This window comes from Mesorhizobium sp. M7D.F.Ca.US.004.03.1.1 (assembly GCF_003998635.1).
In the GTDB taxonomy this organism is placed as follows: Bacteria; Pseudomonadota; Alphaproteobacteria; order Rhizobiales; family Rhizobiaceae; genus Mesorhizobium; species Mesorhizobium loti.
This window is the reverse complement of sequence record NZ_RZQG01000653.1, coordinates 1-3,428: the sequence shown is the minus strand read 5'-3', so window position 1 is coordinate 3,428 and position 3,428 is coordinate 1. Positions and strand designations below refer to the sequence as shown.

Genomic DNA, 3,428 nt, shown 5'->3' with positions numbered 1-3,428 from the left:
CTCCACGGCCCAACGTCAGTGGACTGGCGTGTCCGCCACTGCCGCGGACAGCTCTGCATCGGCGATGTCTTTGTCGACGGCGGCTCCGTGACCGTGCAGCAGCGGGACCGTGTTGGCCAACTGCTCGCCGGCAACGGCGGCTCGATCCCAGCACTTGTCGCCGATCTCAGGAAAGGCCGGGTATGACGCCTCGCTTGTGCTCATGTCCCTCCTCGTCGAATTGAGCAATGTCGGCCGCGACTTTGAAGGCGGTCGTATTGTCGCCGTTGACGGTGTGTCGCTTGCGATCGAGGATGATGAGACCGTCGCCATTGTCGGCCGCAGCGGGAGCGGCAAGTCCACGATCCTGAACCTGGTCTGCGGCCTCGACCGGCCAACGCGCGGCGAAGTTCGGTTCGAAGGACGGGCCGTCAACGGGAGGGCAGCATGGGCAGCCGTGCGGGCCAGCAGGATCGGCATCGTTTTCCAGAACTTCTTCCTGCTCCAGTCCTTATCGGCGCGCGAGAATATCGAGGTGGCTTTGTTGGGAAACCTCGGCGGAGCGCGGCAGCGTCGCGTTCGCGCGCTCGAACTTCTGGCACATTTCGGTCTTGCCGAACGCGCTACGCTCCGGCCGGCCGAGCTTTCGGGCGGCGAACGTCAGCGGCTTGCAATTGCGCGGGCGCTTGCCAACCGTCCGAAGCTTCTCGTTGCGGACGAGCCGACAGGAAGTCTCGACGTGCAGACGAGCCAGTCCGTGATGAGCATCATTGGCAACGCGCATCGCGAGTTCGGTACCGCAGTGATCGTGGTGACCCATGACGAGGACGTGGCCGCGCTGTGCGGTCGGCGCGTCGAGATATCCGACGGCCGCATCCGTTCGGACAACCGAATGACGGCGATGCCGACGCCCGCGCCGACGTTGCGGATCCGCTAACCCATGACAGAGCTGACCCTTCCCTTGCGCGGTCTCATTTCGCGCCCGCTTCGCACCCTCCTCACGGTTCTCGGCATCGCTCTGGCGGTCGCGGGGTTTGTGGCGCTTACCGGCCTGACCGCTGGCGTCCAGCACTCATTTGCTTCAGGAATCAATGAGAACGGTGCAGACTTGGTGGTGAGCCAACGCAGTGCGTTCAACCTCGTGAGCAGCGCCGTGCCCAAGTCGCTGAGCTCCGGGCTTTCCGCGGTACCAAACGTCGAGGCCGTGTCGGGCATTCTCCTGAACATCACCACCGCTGACGACGCTGCAAATATTGTCATGGCCGGCTGGCCGAGCGACAGCTTCCTGTGGAAAGACATGCACCTCCTGGCGGGGCGAATCCCTGCACCGGGGGACCAGTGGTCCGTGATCCTTGGCGAATCGATCGCCCGCGCATTGGACAAGCGGGTGGGTGATACCGTCGAGCTGCAGTTCCAGCCCTATAGGATTGTCGGCATCGCGTCGTTCTCGTCCGTGCTGAACCAGAACAGCGCGATCGTTCCGCTTGAAGGACTGCAGCAACTCCTGTCGCGGGAGGACGTTTTTACCTTGTACGAGGTGAGGTTGAAGCGCCCACTCGACAAGAATGACATCGCTGTTGCCCGAACCCGGCTCATCGCAGCCGCACAGGGGTTTGAGGTAGGTGACACCGAGCAGTTTTCCAGCAGCATCCGCATCTTCGATCTGCTTCGAGCGATTGCCCAGACAATTTCACTGGTTGTCATGGCGATGGCCTCTGTCGCCGTCGCCAATACACTTCTGATGGCCGTGAACGAACGGACGTTCGAGATTGGAGTTCTCGCGGCGCTTGGCTGGTCACCGCGGCGGATTCTTCGGCTCATTCTCATCGAAGGCGTGATCATGAGCGCAGCCGGCGGGGTCATCGGGATCATTCTCGGCGTCCTCACGATGGAGATGGCGGCGAAGACAAACTTCGCAGCGGGCTTGATCGTGCCTTACCTGTCAGGCTGGTCGATCGCGCAGGCGCTGATCTTCGTCTTCATCGCTGGCCCCCTCGGCGCGCTCTACCCGGCCTGGCGCGCTACACGTCTTCTCCCCGCTGACGCGCTTCGCAGGATCTGACGCCGGGGGGGCGAGTATTATTTGAGTAAGCGGATCATGCGGGGCAGGCTTTGGAGGACCTGGAGTGTGGTGGTCGGCCATGTCTGCCTTCAGGAAATAAAAAGCGCTTCTCGACGGCCGATATGCGGCGCCAAGCTGTCATGTGCGCTTTCACCTGGGAGAGTCCGCTTCTGACCGATGTTGAAAAGTCCGCGTCGGGGTTGCCAACGGCATTTGCATAGAACGGCATTCCGTGAACTCAGGACCGGAACCTGACGGTTTCGAAGGTTCCCGATTCCGCTGACCGCGCGATCGCATCGACGGTTTCGGCTACACGGTATCCGTCCTCGAAAGTGGCTCGCGGCGCGATCGGCTTGCCGCCTTCCACGGCCTCCAGCATGTGTCTGGCCTGATGGGCGAAACACTCGTTCCAGCCGAGCGGATGCTGGCCCTGGATGCCCATCGGCAGCTAGAAGTCGCTGTAAGGATGGCCGGCCTGCGTCACCATCTGCACCCGTGGACCGCGCTTCGGCTCGTAGATGACCAGCTCGTTCAGCCGCTCCATGTGGAAAGCGACGGACCCTTTGGTGCCGTCGACCTCGATGAAGCCACCGAGATTGTGGGCTCCAGCCACGCGCGTCGCTTCGAACGACGCCGTCGCTCCGTTTTCGAGCCGTGCCGCGCAGACGAAAGCATCGTCGTTGACGTCAAGGATCTGGTTTGAGGAATCCTTGCTCCATGTTCCAGTCATGGCCGCGACCTCGGCGACCTCGCCGACAAGGAAGCGCGCCTGGTAAATATGGTGTGAGCCGAGATCGCCTAGCGCGCCGAGGCCGGCCTGTGCCTTGCTGAAACGCCAGTTCAGGGGACCGCCAGTCAGCATGTTCAAAAAGTTGAAACTTGGCGCAAAAAAAAATTGAAACTCGACCAAACTTGCTTCAACGCCACCCTCCTTGAAACCCTTGCAGAACAAGGGGTTGGAGGGTGGCGCGAGTGACGGGGCTCGAACCCGCGACCTCCGGCGTGACAGGCCGGCACTCTAACCAACTGAGCTACACCCGCGCATGGCGAACACGTGTCAGCCGTGTTCGTCGTTGGGGCGCTGGATAAGGGGTTCGCCACCGGGTGTCAAGCGTGACAGGACAGCATAACAGCAAACAGGAGAAGGTTTTTTGACAGCCGGCGTTTTGTTGGCAAAACCGGCATCCAACCAAGGCGTCTTGCGCTCATTTGGCCTTGCGAAGCCGATCCTGACCGCTTAAAGGTCCGGCCCGGAGCGGGCGATTAGCTCAGTTGGTAGAGCGCTTCGTTTACACCGAAGATGTCGGCGGTTCGAGCCCGTCATCGCCCACCATTCCAATCAGACGATCCATCCACGGCCGCGTCAATGACGAAGCCCACGGTATGG

5 protein-coding genes and 2 tRNA genes are annotated in these 3,428 nt (G+C 61.7%); 4 read left to right on the top strand and 3 right to left on the bottom strand.

Translation table 11 applies throughout. From position 1 onward, the window contains the following. From EN935_RS40945 to EN935_RS27350, 3 genes are all read left to right on the top strand, one after another. The coding region (locus EN935_RS40945; protein WP_206534578.1) for a hypothetical protein at nt 1-186 on the top strand (186 nt) is incomplete at its 5' end. Continuing rightward, nucleotides 155-916, top strand: coding sequence for an ABC transporter ATP-binding protein (locus EN935_RS27355; RefSeq protein WP_206534577.1), 762 nt, complete (start codon nt 155-157; stop codon nt 914-916). The genes EN935_RS40945 and EN935_RS27355, both read left to right, overlap by 32 nt. 3 nt (nt 917-919) lie before the next feature. Then, nucleotides 920-2,041 (top strand): ABC transporter permease, encoded by a 1,122-nt coding sequence (locus EN935_RS27350; RefSeq protein ID WP_109669551.1) that lies wholly within the window; start codon nt 920-922, stop codon nt 2,039-2,041. Nucleotides 2,042-2,279: 238 nt separating this feature from the next. On the opposite strand, the gene EN935_RS27345 is transcribed toward EN935_RS27350, so the two are convergent. The 3 genes from EN935_RS27345 to EN935_RS27335 form a co-directional block, all read right to left on the bottom strand. Further along, on the bottom strand, nt 2,280-2,483 hold the full coding sequence (locus EN935_RS27345; RefSeq protein WP_127265350.1) for a hypothetical protein: 204 nt from the start codon (nt 2,481-2,483) through the stop codon (nt 2,280-2,282). Nucleotides 2,484-2,489: 6 nt separating this feature from the next. Further along, nucleotides 2,490-2,903 carry a Gfo/Idh/MocA family oxidoreductase gene (locus EN935_RS27340; RefSeq protein ID WP_245468984.1) on the bottom strand — a complete coding sequence of 138 codons (414 nt, stop codon included), beginning with the start codon at nt 2,901-2,903 and terminating at the stop codon, nt 2,490-2,492. A 102-nt stretch (nt 2,904-3,005) separates the two neighbouring features. Beyond that, nucleotides 3,006-3,082 (bottom strand) — tRNA-Asp (locus EN935_RS27335). Nucleotides 3,083-3,298: 216 nt separating this feature from the next. On the opposite strand from EN935_RS27335, the gene EN935_RS27330 reads away from it, so the two are divergent. Continuing rightward, nucleotides 3,299-3,374 (top strand) — tRNA-Val (locus tag EN935_RS27330). The last annotated feature ends 54 nt before the right edge of the window (nt 3,375-3,428 follow it).

Bases quoted from the DNA above. Each gene is read 5' to 3' on its own strand.
- EN935_RS27350 (WP_109669551.1), top strand. From the start codon at position 920: ATGACAGAGCTGACCCTTCCCTTGCGCGGTCTCATTTCGCGCCCGCTT.
- EN935_RS27345 (WP_127265350.1), bottom strand. From the start codon at position 2,483: ATGGGCATCCAGGGCCAGCATCCGCTCGGCTGGAACGAGTGTTTCGCC.
- EN935_RS27340 (WP_245468984.1), bottom strand. From the start codon at position 2,903: ATGCTGACTGGCGGTCCCCTGAACTGGCGTTTCAGCAAGGCACAGGCC.